The organism is Collinsella sp. AM36-4AA (genome assembly GCF_003467795.1).
Lineage (GTDB): Bacteria > Actinomycetota > Coriobacteriia > Coriobacteriales > Coriobacteriaceae > Collinsella.
The window spans coordinates 140149-163221 of sequence record NZ_QSHS01000001.1 but is presented as its reverse complement, the minus strand read 5'-3'; the positions used below and the strand labels follow the sequence as shown (position 1 = coordinate 163221).

The window sequence follows — 23073 nt, the reverse complement described above, 5'->3', positions numbered from 1 at the left end:
AAGTAACGCGGCCGTAATCGCCCTCGACTCACAGCCCAACGCTGGCACCGAGTATTCAACCTGGTAATAACACCCAACCCAAAAGGAAAGGTTTCATGGCAAACAAGCTCTCCGTCGCATTTATCGGCACCGGAATCATGGGTGCCCCCATTGCCGGCCACATCCTGGATGCCGGCTATCCCGTCACGGTCAACAACCGCACTAAGTCCAAGGCCGCCGCGCTTATCGAGCGCGGTGCCGTTTGGGCCGATACGCCGGCAGATGCCGTGGCGAACGCCGACGTCGTCTTTACCATGGTGGGTTATCCCTCCGAGGTCGAGGAGCTCTACCTGGCGGGCGACGGCCTGCTCGCGTGCACAAAGCCTGGCGCGGTCCTGATCGACCTCACCACGAGCTCGCCCGAGCTCGCGCGCGATATTGCCGAGGCCGCCCAGGTTTCCGGCCGCATGGCGTTTGACTGCCCCGTCACCGGCGGCGAGTCCGGTGCTATCGCCGGCACGCTCACGGCCATCGTGGGCGCCACCGAGAACGACATCGCCCCGGTCCGCGACATCCTTTCCACCTTTGCGGCAACTATCTGCTGCTTCGATGGCGCCGGCAAGGGCCAGGCTGCCAAGCTCGCCAACCAGGTGTCGCTGGGCGCCTGCATGGTCGGCATGGCCGATGCGCTGGCGTTTGCCGAGCTGAGCGGCCTTGATCTGGAGAAGACCCGTCAGATGATCCTGGGCGGCACCGGCAAGTCCGGCGCCATGGAGAGCCTGGCACCCAAGGCGCTCGACGGCGATTACAAGCCCGGCTTTATGGTCGAGCACTTTATTAAGGACCTGCGCTTGGCGCTCGCCTATGCCGACGATCGCGAGCTTGCGCTGCCCGGCGCCGACGTGGCCCTTACGCTCTACGACATGCTCGATGCCATCGGTGGTGCCAAGCTGGGCACCCAGGCCATCACGGTCCTCTATAAGGAGGAGGCCGACGCCATCGCCGCCGGTCTGGACTGGTCGCAGTATCGTCCCGAGGAGCACGGTGCCCACGAGGAAGGCTGCGGTTGCGGCGAGCATGGCGACGACCACGAGTGCTGCGGTGGCCACCACCACGGCGAGGACCACGAGTGCTGCGGCGGTCACGGTCACGATGACGGCCACGAGTGCTGCTGCGGCCACCATCACGAGGAGTAGCGCCTATGAGCTGGACGTTCGTGGTGCTTGCGCTGGTGCTCTTTCTCTTTGCGATCTACATCGGCTTTTTGTGCGGCCAGTGGGCCTGCGAAAAGCGCGTCATCACCAAGCGCGAATACTGGATCGCCAACTTTGCAGGAGCGGCGGCAGTCGTCCTGCTGACTTGGGTGTTCTCGCTGTTCCCGCTGGTGCAGTTTGCGCCGATTGGCTGGCTCGGCGGCTTTATCGCCGGCCTTAAGATGAGCTTTGGCGAGTCCGTCGGCCCGTGGCGCAAGCACGACGAGGTTTTTAACGTCAACAAAGCCCATCGCGCCGCCGCCGATGCGGGCGATGCCGAGGAGCGCCGCCGTGCGCGTCGCAAGGGCGCAGCCAACCGGCAGCTCATCTCGGTCACCGATGACAGCAAGGGTGCTGGCAAGCACGCTAAGAAATAGTAAGAAGAGGTAACTATGGCAGAAAATAAAGACGAACAGCTCACCGACGAGGAGCTGGCACAGCTCCAGCTGGCAGAGGAGAACGAGAACGCCGTCGACCGTCTGGTCCAGGAGCTCGGCTGCCCCACGCGCCGCATCCGCCAGTTTGCCGCCCGCGTGCTGCACCTGCTTGCCGAGCGCGATCCGCAGCGCGTCGAGCCCTGCGTACCCGCGCTGATCGAGGCGCTCGACCGCCCCGAGGCGCAGACCCGCTGGGAGGCCCTCGATGCCCTGACGGCGCTCGCCACCACCTGCCCCGAGCAGCTGGGCGATGCCTTTGAGGGCGCCGAGACCGCACTGTTCGACGAGATCTCCTCCACGCTGCGCTATGCCGCCTTCCGCCTGCTGTGCGTGTGGGGTGCCACGAGTGTCGAGCGTTCGCGCGAGGCTTGGCCCATCCTGGATGAGGCCATCCAGTGCTACCACGGCGACCTTGAGTATCGCGACATGCTCGGTTGCCTGTACGAGTTTTGCCAGGGCGAGATCGACGCCGAGGTCGCAGAGAAGCTTGCGCTGCGCCTTAAGTTCGACGCCGAGAACGGCAAGGGCAGCTATCTCAAGGCCCGTTCGAGCGAGATTTGCGAAATGCTTGTTAAACGTTTTGGCCTGGATCTCTCCAAAAAGAAGAAGCGTGCTAGCGTTAAAAAATCTGACGACGCCGAAGACGAGGAGTAACAGATTATGGCGCACGATGTAGTCCTGATTCCCGGTGACGGTATCGGTCCCGAGATTACGCAGGCCATGCGCCGCGTGGTCGAGGCCACCGGTGTCCAGATTAACTGGAATGTCCAGGAGGCCGGCGCCGGCGTCATGGACGAGTTTGGCACGCCGCTGCCCCAACATGTGCTCGATGCGGTTGCCGAGACTAAGGTCGCCATCAAGGGGCCCATCACCACGCCGGTCGGCACGGGTTTCCGCAGCGTCAATGTTGCTCTGCGTAAGCACTTCGATCTGTACGCCTGCGTGCGCCCCTGCCTGTCGCAGCCGGGCGACGGCTCGCGCTTCCGTGACGTCGACCTGGTCATCGTGCGCGAGAACACCGAGGACCTCTACGCCGGTATCGAGTTCGATGAGGGCGCTGCCGAGGTCGAGGAGCTTTCGCAGCTCGTCGAGCGCTCGGGCCAGAAGACCTTCGCCGCGGATTCCGCCATCTCGATCAAACCCATCTCCATCGCCAAGAGCCGCCGCATTGTGGAGTACGCCTTTGAGTACGCCCGCCGTTGCGGTCGCAAAAAGGTGACGGCCGTGCACAAGGCCAACATCATGAAGGCAACCGACGGCCTGTTCCTGCGCGTTGCGCGCGAGGTGGCCGCCAACTATCCCGACATTGAGTTCAACGACAAGATCGTCGACGCCACCTGCATGGGCCTGGTCCAGAACCCCAACGACTTCGATGTCCTGGTGCTGCCCAACCTGTACGGCGACATCGTGAGCGACCTGTGCGCCGGCCTGGTGGGCGGCTTAGGGATGGCCCCCGGCTCCAACATCGGTGCCGACTGTGCCATCTTTGAGGCGACGCACGGCTCCGCTCCCGATATTGCTGGTCAGGATATCGCCAACCCCACGGCCGAGATTCTCTCTGCCGCGATGATGCTCGATCACCTAGGCGAGAACGACGCGGCCAATCGCATTCGTGCCGCCGTCTCTGCCACGCTCGACGAGGGCGAGCAGGTTACCGGTGACGTGCGTCGTGCCCAGACCGGCTCCGTTGAGGGCGCTGTGGGTACGCAGGCATTTGCCGATGCCGTTATCGCGCACCTGGCCTAAGGCATGCACACTGCAAACGCCTAAATAGTACTTAAGTGTTTGCGTATAACCTAAGAATCAATACGCCCGGCGCTCTGTCGGGCGTATTCTATTGGGGACTATGTTTCCTAACAAGGAGTAACCGATATGGGTCTGATTCAAAAGAAGGACGAGAAGGACGAGATCGACGGCATCCAGATCATCGAGCGCGGCGAAGGACCCGACGGTGACGAGGACGAGAAGATCGACCTGGTCGCCGGTACGTCTGCCGAGCACATTGCCGCCGGCACGACGGCCGAGGAGGAGGACGCCCGACTGGAGGCAAAGATCGCCGCGGATGCCGCTGACGAGAACCTCATGCCCGAGGAGCAGGATGAGGACAGCGACTCCGACGTGGACGACCACGCTTGCAAGCACAAGAAGACGATGATTGCCGCCTTTGTAGTTGCAGTCGTGATCGCTGCCGTGGTCGGCTTCTTTATTGGCAACGGTGGTTTTGGCGGCAAGGGCGTCGGCTCGGCGACCCTGACCGAGGACCAGCTCGATTCGACCGTGGCGAGCTACAGCTACAACGGCAAGAAGAGCGACATCACCGCGCGCGAGGCCATCGAGAGCCAGTACAGCCTCGATACCGTCAAGGATAGCGATGGCAACTACACCGCTCCTTCTGCCGACGTCATCCTGTCCTATGTGCGCAACAAGATCCTGCTCGACGCTGCCGAGGACGAGGGCATTACCGTCTCTTCTAAGGAGATGAAGAAGTACGCCGAGGATTCCATCGGCACTTCGGACTACAAGACCATGGCCACGCAGTACGGCGTGTCCAAGGACCAGGCCAAGCAGATCGTCCGTCAGTCCGCGACGCTGCAAAAGCTCTACAAGAAGAAGGTGGGCGATAGCTCTGCAAGCATGCCGACCGCCCCGACCGAGCCTGCTGACGGCAACGAGGAGACCGCGAGCAAGGACTACGCCGACTACATCATCAAACTTGCCGGCGACGAGTGGGATAGCTCGAAGGGCACCTGGAAGGACGCCGACAGCACCTATGCTAAGGCCTTCGCCGACGATGCCTTTACCGCCGATAGCGCCACCTATAAGCAGGCCATGACTGCCTATTACACTGCTTACCAGCAGTATTCTTCGCAGGCTTCGAGCGCCAGCTCCAAGTGGACCGAGTATGCCAACGGCCTGTACGCCAAGGCCAACATCAGCATCTACGGCCTGTTTGCGTAAGATTTGCCCGAGCTACCGAGCGCGAAGCTGATATATCTGATTAAGCCCGCTAGAACGGATGTCGTTCTAGCGGGCTTATTGCGTTTAGGCGCTGGTGGCTAAATTATGTCTATTAATCTTTAAGTCCAAAGAGGTTATCGGCTTCATCGTCAGGCATATATTCCAGTACATCGCCCGGTTGGCAGTCGAGTGCCCGGCATATCGCGTCAAGAGTTGAAAAGCGCACGGCAGAAACCTTGCCCGTCTTGATGCGCGACATATTGACCTGGGAGATACCCACGCGTTCCGCAAGCTCTTTGGATGAAATCTTGCGTTCGGCAAGCATGCGGTCGAGCCGCAGAATAATCATGGATTCCCCCTAGAGCAACTCGTCATCTTGTTTTTGCAGGATACACCCGTACTGGAAGATGCTGGCAATCAGGCTAATAATTAGGCCTGCAAAGAGCATAGAGAGGTCGAGATGCTGCCCGCCAAGCGCATCCGTAAAGCTACCGCCAAATCCTGAGAGTATCAGCCCTGTGACTATGGCACCAAAAAGTTTCACGGCAGCGCCGCCGATAAGGAACAAATGTCCTATTTGACGTAGTATGCGGATGCATTCGAGGTCAAAGGGCCTGCCCGCCTTTTCAATGGCGGAGAAAAACCTGTATGCGCTTAGCGCGATGGCAAGCGCGAGGCATGCCATCATGGCGCTCCCTATGGCAGTATGACCGTCGTGCGCGACAAGCATAAGAGGAGTCTGTTCATTGGTGCCGACGAGAGCGAGAATTGGCCCTTCGCTAGCCTCAAGCTCTACGGATTGGAGACAGAACCCTTGGGAGAGGCTAGGCAATATGACTAGATCTTCGATTGCAATGACTGCGAGGAGTGCCAGAGCGAGCGCCACGATGGTGCAGATTGTGCCCCATTTGCAGTAGCGAGTGAGCTTCCTCAGTTTGGCTATTGCCTGTTCACGGTCGATGGCTTCATTCGATTTGGATACGTTCCAGCGGATCATAGCTCCTCCAACCAATGTCTTGGATGATACTTGTATCTTATATCATACTTAATGATAAACGATAAACAATTACAGATTAGAGTAAGTAATGTTTGTGAGACGAATAGCGAGAGCTATGGCATATTCAGGGAATGGGAGTTTGGAACGCGGGGGATGGACGAGTATTGAAATACCCTGCAACCGCGCAAGTGCTTCATCGAGTCTCCCCAATTCATCTAGGAAAAAGGCTGCAAACGATTGAAATTCTCCGGTGAACGGTCGAAAACTACCGTTCACCGATAATTTCTAAACTGGTTCTAACTGGTATTAAGTCAAAAAGACCAATTCACAAATCTTCACAATGACCTGCACTTTTTCTACACGCTATATTTAGCCACCCTGTGTTGTTTAGACACGAAAATAGTTGTGATCGATTGCCAAAGCATTTCGAAACGGTTTCAAAACTGCAGGTAGAAGTGTTAATGAGCGGTAAACGGTCGATTTATCACCGTGAACGGTGCAAAAACGTTTTACTGTATGAATCAGCGAAAGCGACCTCTTCTGGGGTGATATAGTGACAACAACACGTCACGTGGTTACTACCAGTTTAGAAACCACTGGTCTTCAAAGAACGCTTTCTAAGAAGCTTTAAGGGCGAGCGCCCGCTGGCTTCCGAAAATTATCGGACTCAGATCGTACACACCTTCGGAAGGGAAATTTGAATGGTTGGCTTTATTCTTACCGGTCATGGACAGTTCGCACCCGGCCTTGCAAGTGCTATCGCTATGGTTGCCGGCGATCAGCCCGCTTTTACCGTCGTTCCTTTTGAGGGCGACCAGGCTGCTTCCTACGGTGAGGATCTCCGCGCCGCTATTACCGCCATGCGCGAGGAGTGCGATGGCGTGCTCGTCTTTACCGACCTGCTCGGTGGTACTCCGTTCAATCAGTCGATGATGATTGCCCAGGATGTCGACAACGTCGAGGTTCTGACTGGCACCAACCTTCCCATGGTTATTGAGCTTCTGTTCCTCCGCGGTAACGCCACGCTCGCCGAGCTTGGCGAGCAGGCCGTGACCGTTGGTCAGACGGGCGTCACCGCCCAGACGGTCGCATCCGTTGCCGGCTCCGACGAAGAGGATATCTTCGGCGACGAGGACGGCATCTAATGGCCGATTTCGGAGCCAACGTCCTGAGCTCCTCGGTCGCCCTTTTAGGCCTGCTTGTCATCATGGGCTTGATTTACACCATCTGGTCGCAAATCAACATGAAGAAGAAGCAGAAGTACTTCAAGGAGCTGCACACCGAGCTCAAGCCGGGTCAGGAGGTTCTTTTCGCCGGCGGTATCTACGGAACCGTCAAGGGCATCGAAGGCGAAAAGGTCCAGATCAAAGTCCGATCCGGTGCCGTCGTAGATGTTTCGCGTTACGCGATTCAGGAGATCAAGTAACTGTCGTCAGCAAATAACGAAAGGAAGCTGATCAACATGGCAGAACCCAACATTCTTCTTACCCGCATCGATAACCGACTGGTCCATGGTCAGGTCGCTACCCAGTGGAACTCCACCCTGGGCTCCAACCTCATCCTCGTCGCCAACGACGATGTGTCGACCAACACCATGCGCCAGAACCTCATGAAGATGGCCGCTCCCGCCGGCGTCGCTACGCGTTTCTTCTCCCTGCAGAAGACCATCGACGTCATTGGCAAGGCGAGCCCGCGCCAGAAGATCTTCATCGTGGCCGAAACACCGGAAGACGTGCTTACGCTCGTCAAGGGCGGTGTGCCTATAAAGAAGGTAAACATCGGCAACATGCACATGTCGGAAGGAAAGCGCCAAGTCGCCACCTCCGTCGCAGTTAACGACGAGGATGTCGCTGCGTTTAAAGAGCTGCAGGAATTGGGGGTGGAGTTGGAGATCAGGCGCGTTCCGAGCACGCCTGTTGAGGACACGAGCAAGCTCTTCTCGTAATCCTCGTGATCCACGTTGTCAGGATTGAAACCCTGACGTTCTGTACGTGATATCCAAAGTGCGTACATACATTTTGAAAGGAGGAGCAAGATGGAATACTCGATCATCCAGGTCGCTCTGGTCTTCATCGTCACGTTCGTCGCGGCAATCGACCAGTTCAACTTCCTCGAGTCTCTCTATCAGCCCATCGTCACCGGCGCCGTCATCGGTCTTATCCTTGGCGACCTCAACACCGGTCTTCTCGTGGGTGGTACCTATCAGCTCATGACGATCGGCAACATGCCGATCGGAGGCGCTCAGCCGCCTAACGCCGTCATCGGCGGCATCATGGCAGCCATTCTCGCTATCGCTACGGGCCTCGAGCCCAACGCGGCAGTCGGCCTTGCCATTCCGTTCGCTCTGCTTGGTCAGCTCGGCGTTACCCTGGTCTTCACGCTTATGTCGCCCCTCATGTCCTCCGCGGACAACATGGCTCATAACGCTGACACCAAGGGCATCGAGCGTCTGAACTACTTCGCCATGGCTCTGCTCGGCCTGATCTTCGCTGTCGTCGTCACCCTGTTCTTCATCGCTGGCGCTACCATCGGTCAGACCATCGCTTCCGCCATCCCGACTTGGCTGCAGACCGGTCTGTCCGCTGCAGGCGGCATGATGCGCTTCGTCGGCTTCGCCGTCCTGCTCAAGGTTATGATGAACCGCGATATGTGGGGCTTCTTCCTCATGGGCTTTGGCCTCGCGCTCATCACCGTTGCCAACGATTCTCTGGCAACCCCTGCCCTGCTCATCCTCGCTCTCATCGGCTTCGGCATCGCTTTCTGGGACTTCCAGCAGCAGACCGAGCTGAAGGGTGCAGCTGTTTCTGACGGAGGTGACTTCGAAGATGGCATCTAATGAGTATGTGATCCCGGAGCACTACGAGGATCTCACTCCTGCTCCGCAGCTCGACCAGAAGACCCTCAACAAGATGGCTTGGCGCTCCTGCTTCCTGCAGGCATCGTTCAACTACGAGCGCATGCAGGCCGCTGGCTGGCTTTACTCCATCATCCCCGGTCTGGAGAAGATCCACACCAACAAGAACGACCTCGCGGCTTCCATGAGCCACAACCTGGAGTTCTTCAACACCCACCCGTTCCTCGTCACCTTTGTTATGGGTATCGTGCTTTCGCTCGAGCAGAACAAGGTTGACATCCCCACGATCCGCGCCGTCCGCGTCGCCGCAATGGGCCCGCTCGGTGGTATCGGTGACGCCCTGTTCTGGCTGACGCTCGTGCCTATCACGGCCGGCATCACCTCCAACATGGCCATCAACGGCAACGCCGCTGCGCCGATCATCTTCCTGGTGATCTTCAACGTCGTCCAGTTCGCTCTGCGCTTCTGGCTCATGAACTGGTCCTACAAGCTTGGCACCAGCGCTATTGACGCTCTGACTGCCAACATGCAGGCCTTCACGCGTGCCGCTTCCATTATGGGCGTCTTCGTCGTCGGTTGCCTGGTCGTCACCATGGGTGGCACCCAGATCAACCTCCAGATCCCCAACGGCACCACCCGTGGCCTCTCCGCTACTACCGTGATCGTCTCCGAGAAGGAGGCCGAGAACTTCACCGGTATGGAGGGCATCGATACCGAGACCGCTGAGGCCGGTACCATCGCCATGACCGATGAGGACGGCAACGCCCTCACCGCTTCCGATGCCGACGGCAACGCTGTCGAGTGCGGCGTCACCGATCTGGGCAACGGCATGGAGTCCGTTACCTACGGCACCGTCACCGAGGATCCGGTCAACTTCTCTGTTGCCGACACCCTCAACACCATCGTCCCGAAGCTCGTCCCGCTTATGCTTACGCTGCTGCTTTACTACATGTTCGCTAAGCACAGCTGGACCCCGACCAAGGGCATTCTGCTGCTCTTCGTCCTGGGCATCCTGGGCGCTGGCCCGCTTGGTCTCTGGCCGAGCATCTGGTAAGGCTCTAGCTTGAGGGGTGTGTCCCTGCGCGGCTCACACCCCGACCCCTTAAGCCATGTGTATGTTAAAAGCCGCGTGCTCGAAAGAGCGCGCGGCTTTTGTTTTCTTGATGAGTCGGGTGTTGCAGAACGATAATGCTTAACACCCTAGGTAGTTAGCCGAATTCGAGCAAAAGGGAGGATAGGATGGCGATCGGAGCGCGTAGGCAGCCGCTGTACGATCAGCTGGTCGATATTCTGACCGAAAAGATTGACCATGAATATCGCGCCGGTGACATGATTCCTTCCGAGCGCGAACTTTCGGAGCGCTATGGTCTCTCGCGCACTACGGTACGCTTGGCTCTGCAGGAACTGGAGCGTTTAGGACTGGTGGTTCGGCAGCACGGTCGCGGTACCTTTGTGACCGACCGTTCGGCAAAAGCAACCAATCTTATGCAGTCCTACAGCTTTACCGAGCAGATGCGCGCGATGGGTCGAGAACCCGAGACCACGATTCTCGAGTTTTGCGAGATGGAGGCCGATAAGAATCTGGCCGAGCATATGGGATTGCGTATCGGTGATCGCATTTTTAAGCTTAAGCGCCTTCGTTCTGCCGACAACATGCCCATGATGGTCGAACGCAGCTATCTACCGGTTCGTCAATTTCTGTCCCTAAAGCGACCGCTGCTGGAGCGCAAGCCGCTTTACGATGTGATTGAGCAGGACTTTCAGCAAAAGATACGCGTGGCTGAAGAGGAGTTCTATGCGAGCATAGCCCGTCCCACCGACGCCCACCTTTTGGGAATTGTCGAGGGCTCGCCTGTGCTCGATTTGGTCAGGACTACGTATAACGAGTCAAACGAGGTTGTGGAGTATACACTCTCGGTTGCTCGTGCCGATCAGTTTAAATGCAAGGTTTACCACCAGCGTAGCAACTAGTGTCCGCATCGTTTCCATATGGTGATTCTTTGCATTTAACTGGTTACTACCAGATAACCAACCGAAGTGTATAATTGCACGTCAGAGGATTACTTCTAGAGAGAGGTATTAGAAATGTTCGAGAAGAGTGTCGAGGAGCTCACCGAGCTCGGCGCCCAGATCACCACGGCCGAGATTGCTCAGCAGCCCGAGCTTTGGCGTGATACGCTCAACATCTATCGCGAGAACAAGGAGGCCATCGAGGCCTTCCTGGCCGAGGCTCGTGCTATGGGCGAGGGCCGTCTGTCCGTTGTCTTCACCGGTGCCGGTACGTCCGACTACGTTGGCGATACCTGCGCCCCGTACCTGCGTCACGCTGGCAACACTGATCTCTACGACTTTAAGCCCATCGCCACGACAGACATCGTGAGCGCTCCGCGCGATTTCCTGCGCGCCGAGGATCCCACGCTCGTGGTTTCCTTTGCCCGCTCTGGCAACAGCCCCGAGAGCCTTGCCGCCGTTGCCGTTGCCAAGGAGCTCGTCCACAACGTCAAGTTCCTCAACATCACCTGCGCGCCCGAGGGCAAGCTCGCCGTCGAGTCCGCCGATGATCCCAATGCGCTGACGCTGCTCATCCCGCGCGCCAACGACAAGGGCTTCGCCATGACCGGTTCCTACACCTGCATGACCCTGCTCTCTACCCTCATCTTTGACGAGGCTTCCGACGAGCAGAAGGCCGAGTGGGTCGAGACCATCGCCAAGATGGGCGAGGAGGTCATCGCTCGCGAGTCCGAGGTTGCCGATTACCTGGCTGGCGACTTCAACCGCGTGACCTACTTGGGTTCCGGCTCCTTCGGTGGCCTTGCCCAGGAGAGCCAGCTCAAGATCCTCGAGCTTGCTCATGGCCTGGTTGCCACTTCCTACGACACCTCCATGGGTTATCGTCACGGACCCAAGTCCTTCGTCGACGACAAGACCCTCGTGTTCGTGTTCGTCAACAACGATGCCTACACCCGTCAGTACGATATCGACATCCTCAACGAGATCGGTGGCGACGAGATCGCTCAGCACACCGTTGCCGTTCAGCAGGATGGCGCTATCGTCTACGAGGGCGAGTCCTTCACCTTTAAGGGCTATGAGGCACTCCCCGAGGGCTACCTTGCCCTGCCGTTCGTGATGTTTGCCCAGGCCATCAGCCTGCTCAACTCCGTGCGCGTGGGCAACACGCCCGATACGCCGAGCCCCACCGGCACGGTCAACCGCGTGGTTAAGGGCGTGACGATTCACCCCTTCACCGCTTAATCGCGTCCCCCCTGTAAGGGCGCCCGTCCGCTCATAACGGCGGGCGGGCGCTTTTTGTTTTCACTTGGACCGGGTATAAGCATCACCACAGTCAACTGCTTTAGAAGCAAGGAGTGCATATGAGCACGTACGCAATTAAGGCTGACAAGTTCTTCTTGCCGGCAGGCCCGCAGCTGGGCGGCTATCTTATGGTCGAGGATGGCGTCTTTGGCGCCTGGCAGGCCGACGAGCCCTCTTGCGAGATCAAGGACTACACGGGATCGTGGATCGCACCGGGTATGGTCGATACCCACATCCATGGCTTCTACAACCACTCAACTACCGATAACGACCCCGAGGGTATCGATATCAGCTCGACTGAGCTCGCCCGTCGCGGTACCACCAGCTGGCTACCCACGACGTTCACCGATGGCGTCGAGCAGATCAAGGACGCCTGCGCCGCCATCGCTCAGGCGGACGAGGGTCGCGGCCCCGACTTCTGCGGTGCTCGCATTCAGGGCATCTACCTGGAGGGCCCCTTCTTTACCATGAAGCACGTGGGCGCGCAGAACCCCGCTTATCTTATCGATCCCTCCGAGGAGGTCTTTGATCAGTGGCAGGAGGCTGCGGGCGGTCGCATCGTTAAGAGCGCCATGGCGGCCGAGCGCGACGGTGCCGCTGCTTATGCGGCTGCTCTGAACGCCAAGGGTGTGGTGACCAGCATCGGTCACTCCGACGCCACCTACGATGAGTGCATCGCCGCCATCAACGCCGGTGCCAGCTGCTTTACGCATACCTATAACGGCCAGCGCGGGCTGCATCACCGTGAGCCCGGTGTCGTGGGTGCTGCTATGTCCACGTCCGAGACCTACGCCGAGATCATCTGTGACGGCAAGCACGTAAACCCTGCCGCCATCAAGGCGCTGCTGCAGGCCAAGGGCTGGCAGCACACGGTACTCATCACCGACTGCCTGGGCTGCGGCGGCATGCCCGAGGGCAGCTACACCAGCGGCGGCATGGACGTCATCATGAAGGACAACCTGTGCTGGCTCGCCGATGGCAAGAGCATTGCCGGTTCGGTGCTCACGCTTGCCCAGGGCGTCAAGAACATCGTCGACTGGGGCATCGCCAGCGCCGATATCGCCATTCGCATGGCAACCGAGGTGCCGGCACGCTCCGCGCACATCGAGGATAAGTGCGGCAGCATCATGCCGGGTCGCGACGCCGACTTTGTCGTGTTCGACCATGAGCTCACCCTCGTCGAGACGTATGTTGGCGGCCAGAGCGTCGGCAACGCCTTTACCGAGTAACGAAAGAAAAAGACGGCGGGCCCGAATCTGCTCGGACCCGCCGTACGGGTTAAACGCTCAAAAGCACCTTTACAGTTACAGCTTGCTAGCGATTTTCTTTGCCGTGCGCTTAACGCCGGCCACCAGGCCTCCTGCAGGATGCTCCTTCTCGTATGCTAGGCGCTTCTCGCGCTTGGCGTACTCTTCGACGATGATGTCTCCATACTCGTCTTCGATCTTGTCGAAGAAGTCGACGGCACCCTTAATTTCCTCAGCGGTCGGGTGCCCCTTTTGGACACCGCCGGTGAGTTTGAACGGCCCCCACGTATCAAAGCCGGGGCAGCCGTAGACACCCATAAAGATGGCCTGCCTCATGCGGCAGATGCCATCGATATCCTTGCCGTACCACTTGTTTTTGCCACCGTAGGTCATAAGGCCAAACACCTTGTCCTGCGGCTGCAACACGTTAGTGAGCACGCGTGCCATGTCCTTGTCGATCTCGGAGTAATAGATGCCCGTGGCGACACCAATCAGATGGTATTCGTGCAGGTTGGGATACTCGTTTTTGCCGAGCGTTTTCACATCGAGGGTATCGATTTCGGGGTGCGCCTCGACGATGGCGTCCACGAGCTTTTTCGTATTGCCGTGGTGGCGTGAGGCATAAAGAATGATGGTTCGCATAAGAAGGCCTTTCAGCTGTAATTGCATCAATGTCTGTATGGTACCCCGTTACATGGCCGGGATACCGGACGCATCGATGAGCGTGCGGGTTTGTTCTATGGTTAGGATTGAAACGGGCGCTTGCGTGAAATAAAGCAGTTGTTCGAAAGGATGGGTAATGGAATACGCTCTCTCCAACGATTCGATTTCTATTAAGGTTTCCACGGCTGGTGGCTCGTTTACCTCGATTGAGGCCGGAGGTCGCGAGTACTTGTGGCAGGGTGATCCCACCGTGTGGTCCGGCCAGGCGCCGATTTGCTTCCCGATTTGCGGAGGCTTGCGCGACAACAGCGCCATGACGTTTGCCGGGCATCATGTAAAGCTCGCTCGCCACGGCTTTGCGCGCAAGCAGGAATGGAAGCTGCTGAGCCAAGGCGAGAACGAGTTGGCTATGTGCCTGGCTTCGGAGGATAACGCCGCGCTGCTGAGCGATTATCCGTATCCGTTTAGGCTCGTCGCCCGCTATACGCTCGAGGACGCCGCCGTGCGTGTCTCCTATGAGGTTACCAACGAGGGCACCGAGGACATGCCGTTCTTTATCGGTGGGCATCCCGGCTTTAGGTGCCCGCTCGATGAGGGCGAGGCCTATACGGACTACGAGTTGCGCTTTGAGAAAGAAGAGGCTGCAGAGCTTTGCACCGCTGTCCCTTCGACTGGCTTGATTGACGTGGACAAGCGCTCCAAGAACCCCATGGTGGGAAAGACGCTGCCCCTGTCGCACGAGCTCTTCGATTTTGCGGAGACCATCTTTGACGTGCTCGAGAGCCGCCAGGTCACGCTTTCCAAAAAGGGCGAGGACAAGGGCGTCCGCCTGAGCTTTGAGGGCTTCCCATATCTCATTGTGTGGAGCAAGCCCGAGGGTGATTTTGTGGCAGTTGAGCCTTGGGGCGGCCTTTCGACCTGCTCCGATGAGGACGACGTGCTTGAGCATAAGCGTGGCTGCCTTGTCGCCAAGCCCAAGGAGACCGTCGTTCGCTCGTTCACGATTGAGATTCTGTAATTCCGTTTTGTCGACTCGTATCGCGAGGCACAAGGAGCCTGCGAGATAAGGAGCTAAAAATGATCCTCACCGTTACGATGAACCCGTCCGTCGATACACGCTATCAGCTCGATGAGCTCATTATCGACGACGTTAACCGTGTGACGCCCGAAAAGACCGCCGGCGGCAAGGGTCTCAACGTGGCCCGTGTACTGGGTCAGCTGGGCGACGACGTTGTGGCAACCGGTCTACTCGGCGGCCACATGGGCGCCTACATGGCCGAGCTCATGGATGCCAACGGCATTAAGAATGATTTTGTACCCATCAAGGGCGAGACTCGCATTTGCCTTAACATCCTCCACGCCGGCAACCAGACCGAGCTACTCGAGAGCGGCCCGACGATTGCCCCCGAGGAGCTCGATGCCTTTACCGCCAAGTTCGCCGAGCTTGCGAGCAAGGCCGCTGTCGTTACCATCTCGGGTTCGCTGCCCCGTGGTGTCGAGGCAGGCTACTACGCCAAGATCACGGGTATTGCCGAGAACGCCGGCGCCAAGGTGCTGCTCGATACCTCGGGTGCTTCGCTCGAGGCCGCCCTTAAGTCCGAAATTAAGCCCGAGCTGGTCAAGCCTAACCTGACCGAGATTAACGGCCTTCTGGGCACGAGCTTTACCACCGACGATGTGGACGAGCTCCGCGCCGCGCTCGCCTCTGATGCCCGCTTCTCCGATATCCCCTGGGTCGTCGTGTCCATGGGCGCTGCCGGCTCCGTGGGCTTCCATAATGGCCGTGCATTCCGCGCCAAGACCCCCGATATCCCCGCCGTTAACGCTACGGGCTCTGGCGATTCGACCATTGCCGGCTTCGCGCATGCGATTGCTGCTGGCGCGGATGACGAGACGGTGCTGCGTACCGCCAACACCTGCGGCAAGCTCAATGCCATGGATCCCATGACTGGCCACTTGGTTATGGATCGTTGGGACGAGGTTTACAACGGCGTTGTCGTGACCGAGCTGTAGGAGCTTGTGCGCCGCCCCCGGCATCGGTTGCTTGCTTGTGGTTAGAGTTGACGGCAAGTGCGGTAGCATTATGCCGGGGCGCGACGCCGATGCTGTCGTGTTCAATCCCGACCTTACCCTGGTCGAGACGTATGTGGGTGGCAACAGCGTCGGTAATGCATTTACCGAGTAGCTGCCAAATAAACGATCCGAGAGGGGATTTAGATGATTTACGGTGCATTGGGCGATATCGAGGAATACCGCGGAATGCTCAAGGGCCTCGACGTGCTGATCGACTGGCTCGAGGAGAACGACCCGGCACAGCTCGAGGTCGGCAGCCATCCGATTTTGGGTGAGAAGGTCTTTGCGAACGTCATGTCTCCCACGACGCGTCCCGAGGCTGAGGCTCACTATGAGACGCATCAGCGCTATCACGACCTGCAGATCGACGTCGAGGGTCGCGAGGCCTTCAAGGTCGCTACGGGCAGCCTGACGCTGGTCCAGGAGTTTGACGAGAAGGACGACTACGATTTGGTCGATTCCGACGCTTCGATCGCCGGCGATCTTACCGACGACAAGTTCGCGCTGTTCGTTGCCGGCGAGCCCCACATGCCCACGCTCGAGTTCCCGGGCGATGGCGCACAGCCGGTCAAGAAGATCTGCTTTAAGTTGCTTGCCGACGCCTACTGGGAGGAGTAGCGAGCTGCTCGGCTGAGCTGTTCGTCTGATGGCGTGATTCCCCTAGGGAAATCACGCTAGGACCCCGCCAAACGGGTTTTCCCTAGGGAAATCACGTTTGGCGGGGTTTTCTGTTTTGAATAGGGAAGCCTCATTTATTTGCGAAGAACATCGGCTAGCCGCAGGATTGAAATCATCGACCGATAAGTGAGTTCCACTTTTTCGCCCGCAAGCAGTCGTTTCGAGCCAATCTCATCTAGCCCCACAAGCTGAGAAAACAGCGGGCTGCTCATCGTGCCCTCGTCAATTGATTCCCTTATGGTCTTCAAAACGTCCGTATCATGAAGCGACGCCGAGCTGTAGGGGGCAACACGAGCGGAACTCTCAATTAACGACGAGACAAAAGGATGGAGATGCTTTGGACATAGTCCATCAAACACCACATCCCCATTGTCATCCGAGCCGACCAGGCGCCAAGTATAATGATCGACCCAGTCATCTCCGTCATATATGGCGTTCATGAGCAACTTCCCGTCTAGAGAGAGAAACCTATTTGGACATCGGGGCGCAAGACCGCAATCCATATCGGGCCTCCAGCAGCTCCAACCCAACGCACCACATAGGTTCCCTTTCGTACATGTGTATCAATCTGCCCCGAAATGCCGGTGAATGCAATTCCAGACCCGTTTGTCGGATAGCAATCGACGTATTTTTGTTTTCCGCTCACAACCTTGTATAGATATATCGTTCCAGCAAAAGAGAAGGGATCGTTCGCAATTTTGTCCGGAAGAACTTGCCACCTCAAAATCCCGCTACCAATATGGTCAAGCTTGACCGTTCCGCCGTCCCCCTCAAAAGTGGCAAGGGGATTTACCCCAGACTGAGAGTCGGCATCGCCCTCCTTAGCAGTTATCAGCAGGCTGCCCGTATAAGACTGCTGAGGCTCACCTTCAGGACAGGCAGCCTCGGCCCAAGAAGGGCCACTCAGGCAGAACAGTCCGAGCAGCATCAATACCAACAAAAGAAAACCCTTAGTTCTTTTCATCTCTATCCCCAATGTCTCTCGACATTTGTATATCGTGACTATTTTAGATCTATATGGCCAATTCGAGCCCTCGCCATGGCATTTGTTGCACTGGGTTTCTTTTCATTAATTTTTCACTTTGGTAAATCCCCGCCCCTAAGCATTAAACCCGAAGTCCACCGAGTGGGCCGCTGTTGACGTGGCGATGCTTGGATTGGCGCGCACGCACTCAAAATCGGCAACAAAAAAGCCGCCCGAAGGCGGCTATCTTGAGCAATGGAGCCAGCGACCGGGCTCGAACCGGTGACCCCCGCTTTACGAGAGCGGTGCTCTACCAACTGAGCTACGCTGGCGGCCATGTGGTGACGCAAGTGAGGCGTCAACGGCTGTCTATGATACGGGACATCGCACATCCGCGCAAGTGTTCTGACGGCTTTTCTCACTTTAAATGCACTAATATTGGAGACGCGATGTCTTGCTCTTACGGGTCTCAAACAGAATGGGGCAGCGATGGCTCAACCCAAGATTCTTCTCACACGCATCGACGACCGTTTCATTTACGGGCAAGACGTTGTGCTGTGGAATGAGGCGGTTGGTTCCAACCTCGTCCTAATCGTTAACGACGAGATTGCGGCGGATTCGCGCAAGTGGGCGCCTATGAGGGTCGCGGCGCCAGAAGGCGTGTGGATGCGGTTTTTCTCGGTGCAAAGGACCATCGACATCATTCATACCGCAACGCCGCGTCAATGGATTCTGATCATGGTGGCCTCACCCGCCGATGCGCTCGCGCTGGTTAAGGGTGGTGTGCCGATCACCAAGATCAGCATCGGTCACATGCAAGCAGGGGAAGGCAAGCGCCCCATAACGCCTGCAGTTGCCGTAGACGACGCAGACCTCGCTGCCTTCAAAGAGCTGCAAGCACTCGGTATAGAGCTAGAAATCCGCTATCTCCCCAGCTCCAATCCCGACCCCATCGGCAATCTGTTCAACTGATCCTTGGGGACGGAGGAAAACGGATCATTTTGCCCTTGCGAGGGACGCGTGCGATGCCGCCTGTCAAAAACTATGCCCATTTACTACGTTTGATCGGCTATCGCCGAGCATGTTGAATTTGAGAAAAACAAAACCGCAGGTAGACGGCTCGCGAATTAAACAAAAACTGGCGCATGGTCGAGCATTTCGGGCTAAACGTAGTAAATGGACATAGTTTTGATATGTCACCCATACAGTCACAGCGAAAATGAGCCCAAAAGATGAAAAAGCGCCCGTCGGCGGTGGTGCCGGCGGGCGCTGCTGTGCGATATGTCGCGTTGTGGGCTTAATGCCTCATAAAGTGGTACTCGATCACATTGCTGTAGGGGTGTCCCGGGCCCACGATGCCCTGCGGGAACAGCGGCTGGTGCGGCGTGTCGGGGTACATCTCGGCCTCGAGGGCAAAGCCGGCGCCCCAGCCATAGTTGGCATCGTCCTTGGCGTGCTCGTCGCCCAGCCAGTTGCCGGTGTAGAGCTGCACGCCCGGGGCAGTGGTGTAGTAGTCCATCTCACGACCGGTCCACATCTCCTCGACGTGCATCGCGCGGCGCAGGTTGCGGCCGTACTGATAGCCATCGATGCACAGGCAGTGATCGTAGCCACGGGCCTGCTTGATCTGCGGGTCGTCGGCCTCCATGCCGGGTGCGACGGGGCGAAGCTCGCGAAAGTCAAACGGTGTTCCCTCGACCGGAGCGATCTCGCCGGTGGGGATGTTCTGCTCGTTAATGGGCAGGTAGTGAGCAGCATTAGCAACAAAGAAGTGCTCGCAGTCCATGCCGGCGTTATGGCCGGCAAGGTTAAAGTACGTGTGGTTGGTCATGGACACGTACGTGGCGCAGTCGCTCTCGCAGCTATACTCGATACGAAAGGCGCCGGTGCGCGTCACGGTAAACACGGCCGTAAAGGTGCGGTTGCCGGGAAGACCCAGCTCGCCATCCTTAAGCGAGGTGGTCATGCGCACTGCGTTATGGACCTCGTCGAGCTCAACATCCCACACGCGTTTATGCAGGCCGTGCTCAAGATCGCTGTGCAGGTTGTTGGCGCCCTCGTTGGCGGACATATGCCAGTCCGTGCCGTTGATGGTGATCGTGGCGCTCGCGGTGCGGTTTGCCACGGGTCCGATGGTCGAGCCAAAGCAGGCAGGGTTGTCAAAGTAATCCTCGAGCTTATCGAAGCCCAGCACCACATCGCGCACGTTGCCGGGAATGTCGGGCACATCGATGCCCAACACGGTGGCGCCATAGTCCATAATGCGAACGCAGATCTCGGGCCCGTTGAGGGTGTAGCGATGAACGGGGGTACCGCACGGCGCGGTGCCGAAAAGCTCGGAAGTGATCATTTGGTTCCTAACATCGAGGTATTTCCGACAAACTGTAGCGCGAACAGGCGAGATTATCACTACACCCCACTAAAGCTGGGGGTATTTTTCTCAAAAAAGTGATGATTGGAGCTGTGCGGGCGTTCATTTTTGACGCGTACGAGTCTGATACAATTTGTTCGTTACTGTTTGAATGATATGCGCGCAAAGAACGGCGAGGATTCATCGTGATTAAGGCAGAGCGACAGGATAAGGTTCGTCAGCTGCTCGAGGAGCAGGGCACGGTCTCGGTCAAAGAGATTTCGGATGCGTTGGGCGTTTCGGACATGACGATTCGCCGCGACCTCGAAGAACTTGCGAGCCTAGGCGAGATCGAGCGCGTGCACGGCGGAGCCCGCAGTGCACAGGGCCGTCCGCACGCTATGTTGCGCCATGAGTATTCGCACAGCGAAAAGCGCACTAAGCATGCCGAGGAAAAGCTGCAGATTGCGCGCCGTGCTGTGGAGCTTATCGAGGAGGGCTCGACCATCTTTTTGGGCACGGGCACCACGGTTGAGCAGATGGCCTCGATGCTGCCGACGTTTCGCCTGCGCATTGTGACCAATTCGCTTTCGGTGTTTAACCTGCTCGAGGCGCGCGAAGACTGCGAGCTGTGCCTCGTGGGCGGTATGTACCGTCGCCGCACCGCCGCTTTTGTGGGACCAACGGCCGAGGATACCCTGCGCGCGCTGGGCATCGATGCGGCGTTTATCGGCGCCAACGGCATCTTGGACGGTGACGTGTCTACGTCCAACATGGACGAGGGCCGTATCCAGCAGCTCGCTTTTAGCAAGGCAGACTCGCGCTATCTGATCGCCGACTCCAGCAAGATCGGCAAGCGCGATTTCTATACCTTCTGTCGCCTGGACAATTTAGACGCCGTGGTGTGCGAGCCAGGTATCGCCGCCGAGGACCGCGCCGCCATCGAGGAACACACGCAGGTCATCTGCTAGCTCGTGCTGCCGGGCTAGACCAGGCGGGCGTAGTCCTGTGACTGGTGAAAGACATGGGCGATATAGATCGTATCGCGCTCACACTTGTAAAGACACACGTAGTTGTTGACGGGAAACGATCGATAATTGCGTGCCGCCAGCTCTCGTATATGGGAGAGAGGCCGTAGGAGCGGCTGCTCGCGAAGCAGATCAAGCTGATATTCAAACTCAGCAACAAAATTGCCTGCTGCACGTGGATTCATGAGGATTTGAGCAAGGTATCCGACAATACTCTCGTATTCGTATCGTGCGCTTTTGAGTATTACGACGTTATAGGTCATATTTGTCTCGTATCGAGGTCGCGAAGGAGTCGTAGTCGCTGTAGTCGCCTTGCGATATCTCGTCTTCTGCCAGCATCATGCGAGACAGCAGCTTGGCTTTGGCGATTTCGTCTTGCATGAGGCGATACTGGTCGCTGCTGATGCAGTGCATGGCCTCGTAGCCGTTCTTGGTTACGGTGACGTCGCGCTCGGACTCAACAAGCGCGGTAAATGCAGCGGTGTCCTTCATGTCTCGGACAGGCACACAGGTGGGCATAGGTACCTCCTTTGCGTTGGGACATAATTGTACCACACCGTATCGAATAATCGGCGTCGCCGAATTGTCTCGGTCTGTAACAGCTGGGACCGAAAACCCGGCTCGATGTTACAGATTGAGACAAACGTGCGGCGCGGGCCGCTCAAAAGCAAAAAAGGCAGATACGACCAAGGATGTGGGGCATCCACCGGGAAGGTCGTATCCGCCACACGGAAAGAGGCGCATGGACGCAGCGCCCATGCAATCGGGATTGGTAAGGTGCTCAATCGCGCGCGATAGTCGCGGCGGCCGGTGGAGCAGGCTTGCAAGCAGGGGCAAGTGACACGCTCAACACGATTCTAAAAACAAAAAGGCCAGGATGCAGTTCATCCGGTGGTGTGTTCATCGCCTTCGTTGCCAGATTGCTCTGCACGCTGGCGCGTTGCGACGAGTTATGAGCCCATATCATGCTGAGAAGGCAAAGCCCAAGAACAAAAGTATCCCCGTCGGACCTAAGTTCCGACGGGGGCTACGGTGCGCTATCGCGCTGAATGGGTGTGATTACAATTGAGTGGCACAGGTACCCTCAACCATAGCGGGAACAGCGGCAACGCCCTGCTCGACCATGCAGTTTACATCGATATCGGTGTAGAACGCGATGTGGTTGGTGAGCAGCACGTTGGGGAACTGGCGTAGGTAAGCCATCTTGCGGTTGGCAAGAATGTCGTGCATACGGTTCTCATGGTAGATGCCCACTTCGTCCTCGAAGACGTCCATAGCAAGCGCACCGATCTTTTCGGACTCAATCGCCTCGATGACGGCATCGGTGTCGATGAGCTCACCGCGCGAGACGTTGACGATGGTCACATCTTCGCGCATCTTGGCGATGGCATCGGCATTGATGATGGCGCGGGTGGAGTCCATGAGGGGCACGTGCAGGGTGATGACGTCGGAGTTGGCAACGAGCGTATCCATGTCAACGTACTCGAGGCTGTCGCGGTTTGCCAGCTCGGCATTGGGGTAGGGATCGTAGGCCAAGATCTTGCAGCCAAAGCCGGAGAGGTTGTCGATGACGGTGCGACCAATGCGGCCGGTGCCAACCACGCCCACGGTCAGCGTGCGCAGTTCGCGGCCCAGCAGCCCGTCCAGGGAGTAGTCATTCACCTGCTGGCGCCAAATGGCGGCCTTGCAGCGGCGCAAGGCCATCAGGATGAGCATAACGGTGAACTCGGCAACGCCGTAGGGCGGATAGGCGGTGTTGCACACCTTGATGCCCAGCTCCTGGGCGCGCTTGACGTCCACGTGGTTGAAGCCGACGCAGCGGATAGCGATGTAACGAACGCCCAGCTCGTGCGCGCGCTCCACCAAAGCGGCGGACATCACGGATTTGTTGTTGATGATGATTCCCTCGCAGCCTGCAACGGAGTCAATGTTAGCTTCGGAGAGGATTTGAGTGTCAAAGGAGATGGAGTAGCCTGCTGGAAGATTGGCGGCAGCGCGCATGTAGGCGGCAACCTCGTCGTCGCGCAATTCGAACAGTCTGATGTTCATAGCGTTCCTTTTCTATGTCGGCGTATGATACGTCGCGGCCGGTGCCCATGTGGCCCGTCCGCCGCGCTCGGGGATACCGTTCCCGTGGCGCATTCATCGTCGTTACGATAATAGGCGGTTTTTTCGTGCTGCAACATCGCATAACCAGCACTTCCACGATTGCTATTTCACCTACGCGGTGAAAGATTTGAATGTGCGTGAAATTGGCAGGTCCTATGACGGAAGGTATAG

At 57.8% G+C, this 23073-nt stretch carries 27 protein-coding genes and 1 tRNA gene; 18 read left to right on the top strand and 10 right to left on the bottom strand.

Annotation, left to right across the window (positions count from 1 at the left end; translation table 11 throughout):
- Window positions 1-95: 95 nt before the first annotated feature.
- The 5 genes from DW850_RS00750 (at window position 96) to DW850_RS00730 (ending at window position 4627) form a co-directional block, all read left to right on the top strand.
- Window positions 96-1175: an NAD(P)-dependent oxidoreductase gene (locus tag DW850_RS00750; protein WP_117785955.1), complete on the top strand. Its 1080-nt coding sequence runs from the start codon at window positions 96-98 to the stop codon at window positions 1173-1175.
- A 5-nt stretch (window positions 1176-1180) separates the two neighbouring features.
- A complete protein-coding gene (locus tag DW850_RS00745; protein ID WP_117785954.1) occupies window positions 1181-1609 on the top strand; it encodes a hypothetical protein in 429 nt (142 codons plus the stop codon).
- Window positions 1610-1624: 15 nt separating this feature from the next.
- Window positions 1625-2323 (top strand): HEAT repeat domain-containing protein, encoded by a 699-nt coding sequence (locus DW850_RS00740; protein WP_117772900.1) that lies wholly within the window; start codon window positions 1625-1627, stop codon window positions 2321-2323.
- A 6-nt stretch (window positions 2324-2329) separates the two neighbouring features.
- Window positions 2330-3415 (top strand): isocitrate/isopropylmalate dehydrogenase family protein, encoded by a 1086-nt coding sequence (locus DW850_RS00735; protein ID WP_022094615.1) that lies wholly within the window; start codon window positions 2330-2332, stop codon window positions 3413-3415.
- Window positions 3416-3541: 126 nt separating this feature from the next.
- The gene (locus DW850_RS00730) at window positions 3542-4627 is read left to right on the top strand and encodes a hypothetical protein (protein WP_117785953.1); all 1086 of its coding nucleotides are present in this window, start codon (window positions 3542-3544) and stop codon (window positions 4625-4627) included.
- Between the two features lie 112 nt (window positions 4628-4739).
- Here the strand turns inward: DW850_RS00730 and DW850_RS00725 are convergent, their stop codons facing one another.
- Complete coding sequence (locus DW850_RS00725; RefSeq protein WP_117564746.1) at window positions 4740-4976, bottom strand: helix-turn-helix transcriptional regulator; 237 nt, start codon at window positions 4974-4976, stop codon at window positions 4740-4742.
- 9 nt (window positions 4977-4985) lie between these two features.
- The gene (locus DW850_RS00720) at window positions 4986-5624 is read right to left on the bottom strand and encodes a DUF2975 domain-containing protein (RefSeq protein WP_117564747.1); all 639 of its coding nucleotides are present in this window, start codon (window positions 5622-5624) and stop codon (window positions 4986-4988) included.
- A gap of 701 nt (window positions 5625-6325) precedes the next feature.
- Between DW850_RS00720 and DW850_RS00715 the strand changes: the two genes are divergently transcribed.
- The 8 genes from DW850_RS00715 to nagA all read left to right on the top strand — a co-directional run bounded on the left by DW850_RS00715 (window position 6326) and on the right by nagA (window position 13019).
- Complete coding sequence (locus tag DW850_RS00715) at window positions 6326-6769, top strand: PTS fructose transporter subunit IIA (protein WP_117772902.1); 444 nt, start codon at window positions 6326-6328, stop codon at window positions 6767-6769.
- Entirely contained in the window at window positions 6769-7050 is a 282-nt protein-coding gene (yajC, locus tag DW850_RS00710) for a preprotein translocase subunit YajC (RefSeq protein ID WP_022094612.1), read from the top strand. Before DW850_RS00715 ends, yajC begins: the two co-directional genes overlap by 1 nt.
- 36 nt (window positions 7051-7086) lie before the next feature.
- Window positions 7087-7569: a PTS N-acetylgalactosamine transporter subunit IIB gene (agaV, locus tag DW850_RS00705; protein WP_089572404.1), complete on the top strand. Its 483-nt coding sequence runs from the start codon at window positions 7087-7089 to the stop codon at window positions 7567-7569.
- 90 nt (window positions 7570-7659) lie between these two features.
- On the top strand, window positions 7660-8460 hold the full coding sequence (locus DW850_RS00700; protein WP_089572403.1) for a PTS sugar transporter subunit IIC: 801 nt from the start codon (window positions 7660-7662) through the stop codon (window positions 8458-8460).
- Complete coding sequence (locus tag DW850_RS00695; protein ID WP_022094609.1) at window positions 8450-9532, top strand: PTS system mannose/fructose/sorbose family transporter subunit IID; 1083 nt, start codon at window positions 8450-8452, stop codon at window positions 9530-9532. Before DW850_RS00700 ends, DW850_RS00695 begins: the two co-directional genes overlap by 11 nt.
- A gap of 185 nt (window positions 9533-9717) precedes the next feature.
- The gene (locus DW850_RS00690) at window positions 9718-10449 is read left to right on the top strand and encodes a GntR family transcriptional regulator (protein WP_117785952.1); all 732 of its coding nucleotides are present in this window, start codon (window positions 9718-9720) and stop codon (window positions 10447-10449) included.
- A gap of 114 nt (window positions 10450-10563) precedes the next feature.
- Complete coding sequence (locus DW850_RS00685) at window positions 10564-11730, top strand: SIS domain-containing protein (RefSeq protein WP_117785951.1); 1167 nt, start codon at window positions 10564-10566, stop codon at window positions 11728-11730.
- 119 nt (window positions 11731-11849) lie between these two features.
- Window positions 11850-13019, top strand: a complete 1170-nt coding sequence (nagA, locus tag DW850_RS00680) for an N-acetylglucosamine-6-phosphate deacetylase (protein WP_117646248.1) — start codon at window positions 11850-11852, stop codon at window positions 13017-13019.
- 75 nt (window positions 13020-13094) lie between these two features.
- Here nagA and DW850_RS00675 read toward each other — a convergent pair whose 3' ends face one another.
- The gene (locus DW850_RS00675; protein WP_089572399.1) at window positions 13095-13679 is read right to left on the bottom strand and encodes a hypothetical protein; all 585 of its coding nucleotides are present in this window, start codon (window positions 13677-13679) and stop codon (window positions 13095-13097) included.
- A 157-nt stretch (window positions 13680-13836) separates the two neighbouring features.
- Here DW850_RS00675 and DW850_RS00670 point away from each other — a divergent pair, with 157 nt between their 5' ends.
- The 3 genes from DW850_RS00670 to DW850_RS00655 all read left to right on the top strand — a co-directional run bounded on the left by DW850_RS00670 (window position 13837) and on the right by DW850_RS00655 (window position 16391).
- On the top strand, window positions 13837-14718 hold the full coding sequence (locus DW850_RS00670) for an aldose 1-epimerase family protein (RefSeq protein WP_089572398.1): 882 nt from the start codon (window positions 13837-13839) through the stop codon (window positions 14716-14718).
- A gap of 59 nt (window positions 14719-14777) precedes the next feature.
- Window positions 14778-15713, top strand: a complete 936-nt coding sequence (locus DW850_RS00665; protein ID WP_117648435.1) for a hexose kinase — start codon at window positions 14778-14780, stop codon at window positions 15711-15713.
- Between the two features lie 204 nt (window positions 15714-15917).
- The gene (locus DW850_RS00655; RefSeq protein ID WP_117785950.1) at window positions 15918-16391 is read left to right on the top strand and encodes a YhcH/YjgK/YiaL family protein; all 474 of its coding nucleotides are present in this window, start codon (window positions 15918-15920) and stop codon (window positions 16389-16391) included.
- A gap of 134 nt (window positions 16392-16525) precedes the next feature.
- Here DW850_RS00655 and DW850_RS00650 read toward each other — a convergent pair whose 3' ends face one another.
- The 3 genes from DW850_RS00650 to DW850_RS00640 form a co-directional block, all read right to left on the bottom strand.
- Window positions 16526-16891, bottom strand: a complete 366-nt coding sequence (locus DW850_RS00650; protein WP_117785949.1) for a hypothetical protein — start codon at window positions 16889-16891, stop codon at window positions 16526-16528.
- A 14-nt stretch (window positions 16892-16905) separates the two neighbouring features.
- Window positions 16906-17415: a hypothetical protein gene (locus tag DW850_RS00645; RefSeq protein WP_117785948.1), complete on the bottom strand. Its 510-nt coding sequence runs from the start codon at window positions 17413-17415 to the stop codon at window positions 16906-16908.
- Between the two features lie 256 nt (window positions 17416-17671).
- A tRNA-Thr gene (locus tag DW850_RS00640) sits at window positions 17672-17747 on the bottom strand.
- 157 nt (window positions 17748-17904) lie between these two features.
- Here DW850_RS00640 and DW850_RS00635 point away from each other — a divergent pair.
- Window positions 17905-18387 (top strand): PTS sugar transporter subunit IIB, encoded by a 483-nt coding sequence (locus DW850_RS00635; RefSeq protein ID WP_117785947.1) that lies wholly within the window; start codon window positions 17905-17907, stop codon window positions 18385-18387.
- A gap of 325 nt (window positions 18388-18712) precedes the next feature.
- Here DW850_RS00635 and DW850_RS00630 read toward each other — a convergent pair whose 3' ends face one another.
- Complete coding sequence (locus tag DW850_RS00630) at window positions 18713-19765, bottom strand: aldose epimerase family protein (RefSeq protein WP_117785946.1); 1053 nt, start codon at window positions 19763-19765, stop codon at window positions 18713-18715.
- A 206-nt stretch (window positions 19766-19971) separates the two neighbouring features.
- Here DW850_RS00630 and DW850_RS00625 point away from each other — a divergent pair, with 206 nt between their 5' ends.
- Window positions 19972-20736, top strand: coding sequence for a DeoR/GlpR family DNA-binding transcription regulator (locus DW850_RS00625; RefSeq protein WP_233540578.1), 765 nt, complete (start codon window positions 19972-19974; stop codon window positions 20734-20736).
- Window positions 20737-20750: 14 nt separating this feature from the next.
- Here DW850_RS00625 and DW850_RS00620 read toward each other — a convergent pair whose 3' ends face one another.
- The 3 genes from DW850_RS00620 to DW850_RS00610 form a co-directional block, all read right to left on the bottom strand.
- Window positions 20751-21056 (bottom strand): type II toxin-antitoxin system RelE/ParE family toxin, encoded by a 306-nt coding sequence (locus DW850_RS00620; protein WP_117785945.1) that lies wholly within the window; start codon window positions 21054-21056, stop codon window positions 20751-20753.
- Window positions 21046-21312: a type II toxin-antitoxin system Phd/YefM family antitoxin gene (locus DW850_RS00615; RefSeq protein ID WP_117799771.1), complete on the bottom strand. Its 267-nt coding sequence runs from the start codon at window positions 21310-21312 to the stop codon at window positions 21046-21048. Before DW850_RS00615 ends, DW850_RS00620 begins: the two co-directional genes overlap by 11 nt.
- 540 nt (window positions 21313-21852) lie before the next feature.
- On the bottom strand, window positions 21853-22842 hold the full coding sequence (locus tag DW850_RS00610; RefSeq protein WP_117785943.1) for a D-isomer specific 2-hydroxyacid dehydrogenase family protein: 990 nt from the start codon (window positions 22840-22842) through the stop codon (window positions 21853-21855).
- Between the last annotated feature and the right edge of the window lie 231 nt (window positions 22843-23073).

Excerpts from the sequence above, each read along its gene's own strand:
- DW850_RS00750 (WP_117785955.1), top strand. The coding sequence starts at position 96 with ATGGCAAACAAGCTCTCCGTCGCATTTATCGGCACCGGAATCATGGGT.
- DW850_RS00745 (WP_117785954.1), top strand. The coding sequence starts at position 1,181 with ATGAGCTGGACGTTCGTGGTGCTTGCGCTGGTGCTCTTTCTCTTTGCG.
- DW850_RS00740 (WP_117772900.1), top strand. The coding sequence starts at position 1,625 with ATGGCAGAAAATAAAGACGAACAGCTCACCGACGAGGAGCTGGCACAG.
- DW850_RS00735 (WP_022094615.1), top strand. The coding sequence starts at position 2,330 with ATGGCGCACGATGTAGTCCTGATTCCCGGTGACGGTATCGGTCCCGAG.
- DW850_RS00730 (WP_117785953.1), top strand. The coding sequence starts at position 3,542 with ATGGGTCTGATTCAAAAGAAGGACGAGAAGGACGAGATCGACGGCATC.
- DW850_RS00725 (WP_117564746.1), bottom strand. The coding sequence starts at position 4,976 with ATGATTATTCTGCGGCTCGACCGCATGCTTGCCGAACGCAAGATTTCA.
- DW850_RS00720 (WP_117564747.1), bottom strand. The coding sequence starts at position 5,624 with ATGATCCGCTGGAACGTATCCAAATCGAATGAAGCCATCGACCGTGAA.
- DW850_RS00715 (WP_117772902.1), top strand. The coding sequence starts at position 6,326 with ATGGTTGGCTTTATTCTTACCGGTCATGGACAGTTCGCACCCGGCCTT.
- yajC (WP_022094612.1), top strand. The coding sequence starts at position 6,769 with ATGGCCGATTTCGGAGCCAACGTCCTGAGCTCCTCGGTCGCCCTTTTA.
- agaV (WP_089572404.1), top strand. The coding sequence starts at position 7,087 with ATGGCAGAACCCAACATTCTTCTTACCCGCATCGATAACCGACTGGTC.
- DW850_RS00700 (WP_089572403.1), top strand. The coding sequence starts at position 7,660 with ATGGAATACTCGATCATCCAGGTCGCTCTGGTCTTCATCGTCACGTTC.
- DW850_RS00695 (WP_022094609.1), top strand. The coding sequence starts at position 8,450 with ATGGCATCTAATGAGTATGTGATCCCGGAGCACTACGAGGATCTCACT.
- DW850_RS00690 (WP_117785952.1), top strand. The coding sequence starts at position 9,718 with ATGGCGATCGGAGCGCGTAGGCAGCCGCTGTACGATCAGCTGGTCGAT.
- DW850_RS00685 (WP_117785951.1), top strand. The coding sequence starts at position 10,564 with ATGTTCGAGAAGAGTGTCGAGGAGCTCACCGAGCTCGGCGCCCAGATC.
- nagA (WP_117646248.1), top strand. The coding sequence starts at position 11,850 with ATGAGCACGTACGCAATTAAGGCTGACAAGTTCTTCTTGCCGGCAGGC.
- DW850_RS00675 (WP_089572399.1), bottom strand. The coding sequence starts at position 13,679 with ATGCGAACCATCATTCTTTATGCCTCACGCCACCACGGCAATACGAAA.
- DW850_RS00670 (WP_089572398.1), top strand. The coding sequence starts at position 13,837 with ATGGAATACGCTCTCTCCAACGATTCGATTTCTATTAAGGTTTCCACG.
- DW850_RS00665 (WP_117648435.1), top strand. The coding sequence starts at position 14,778 with ATGATCCTCACCGTTACGATGAACCCGTCCGTCGATACACGCTATCAG.
- DW850_RS00655 (WP_117785950.1), top strand. The coding sequence starts at position 15,918 with ATGATTTACGGTGCATTGGGCGATATCGAGGAATACCGCGGAATGCTC.
- DW850_RS00650 (WP_117785949.1), bottom strand. The coding sequence starts at position 16,891 with ATGAACGCCATATATGACGGAGATGACTGGGTCGATCATTATACTTGG.
- DW850_RS00645 (WP_117785948.1), bottom strand. The coding sequence starts at position 17,415 with ATGAAAAGAACTAAGGGTTTTCTTTTGTTGGTATTGATGCTGCTCGGA.
- DW850_RS00635 (WP_117785947.1), top strand. The coding sequence starts at position 17,905 with ATGGCTCAACCCAAGATTCTTCTCACACGCATCGACGACCGTTTCATT.
- DW850_RS00630 (WP_117785946.1), bottom strand. The coding sequence starts at position 19,765 with ATGATCACTTCCGAGCTTTTCGGCACCGCGCCGTGCGGTACCCCCGTT.
- DW850_RS00620 (WP_117785945.1), bottom strand. The coding sequence starts at position 21,056 with ATGACCTATAACGTCGTAATACTCAAAAGCGCACGATACGAATACGAG.
- DW850_RS00615 (WP_117799771.1), bottom strand. The coding sequence starts at position 21,312 with ATGCCCACCTGTGTGCCTGTCCGAGACATGAAGGACACCGCTGCATTT.
- DW850_RS00610 (WP_117785943.1), bottom strand. The coding sequence starts at position 22,842 with ATGAACATCAGACTGTTCGAATTGCGCGACGACGAGGTTGCCGCCTAC.